This is a genomic window from Bacillus cereus group sp. N8 (assembly GCF_016483685.1).
GTDB lineage: Bacteria > Bacillota > Bacilli > Bacillales > Bacillaceae_G > Bacillus_A > Bacillus_A proteolyticus.
In genome coordinates this window covers 1-1,347 of the sequence record NZ_JAEHBK010000110.1, presented here as the reverse complement: position 1 = coordinate 1,347, position 1,347 = coordinate 1, and the positions used below count along the sequence as shown (strand labels likewise).

The window sequence follows — 1,347 nt, the reverse complement described above, 5'->3', positions numbered from 1 at the left end:
AAGTGGACCAAGAAATCTTGGGTTTTTACCAGATGCTTTTTCTACAAATGCATGTTGGCCTTGATTTATCACAACTCCGGTCTTTCCTTCGTCTAATTGTGCTTGTGTAATGTAAAGAAGATCGTGTTCTGAGACATTTGCTCCATTAGGGTTTAGATCTATAATTGCACCTGCTTCAGTAATTTTAAGCTGCTGCCCAGATTTTAGTTGATGAATTTCAATTCTTCCATTTGGATAGCGTACTTTAACTGGTTTAAGAAAATTCAAATCACCTTGTGTATGATACATGGAAATATTAAATTCCCCAGATGTAAAACTAGGAGCTTGGTAAGTTTCGTTTTCGGCATATACATCAATGTGAGTGCCAGGGTCTCGATCCCCTGGGCTTATTCCAAGTGCTTCATAAGTGTTTGCTACAGCACCTAATACAGTAATACTTATATCTATTACCGTACCTATCCCTGCGCTAGCTTTGTTTTCTGCAATAGGAGCGACAGAAAAAAGAATACCTAATACCGCTGCAGTAGGAATTACTTTCTTTCCAATTCCAATTGTTTTAAATTTTTTCTTCATTTTTGTTGTCCTCTCTTAGTAAGATTTAGCCTAGATTGCTTACATGTAACACTGTAAAAAACAAACATATAAATACTGTCGCATATTGATTTAAAATATAAAATCAATATTTATAAATTCATCTTAGTTTAAAAAACTTTCAAATTTCTTTCATAAATGTTACAAAAGTCTTTCATTAATATCGTATAAAATTCTGAACTTTTTACGATAGTCTATATTTTTTCAGCTTGGCCCGATGCTCATTAAGCGAAGATTTTTAAGTATCCCCAAAACAAAATTTTTATTTGTAAAATGAATGAAGTAGTAAACAAGAAAGGCTGGCAAAATGCCAACCTTTCTTGTTTTTTGGGTCTCAATTTTTAATTTAATAACATATATCGGTGGTTAACTTATGTATCAATCCTTTTATTTCTATCGGTATTTCCAAGTTTAATCCAGCTTTATTTCAAATCAACATTTAACCGGAAAAACAAAAAAAACTTGTAGGATGTAGGCATCCCTACAAGTTCTTTTTAGTCTCAGGTGAATATAAGGGACAAACAAACCATCATACAGATTCATCATTGAAACTACAGGGGTAATGCTTTGACAATTTTATTATATAACAAATATTAACATCTATAGATTTTAATTTTGAAAATTATGTAAATTAACAAAACAAAACGTTTTATCACCTTCTCTTCCTAAAAAGTCCATTTAGTTATTTCGTATAAATAACTTTAAAATAACATCCACATCATAATTAATTAGTAAAAATAAATATATCTGTCTCTT

1 pseudogene is annotated in these 1,347 nt (G+C 30.9%); it reads right to left on the bottom strand.

The features are described 5' to 3' along the window. A pseudogene (locus tag JDS80_RS30605) lies at positions 1-573 on the bottom strand (cell wall-binding protein); the annotation flags it as partial. Positions 574-1,347 lie beyond the last annotated feature (774 nt).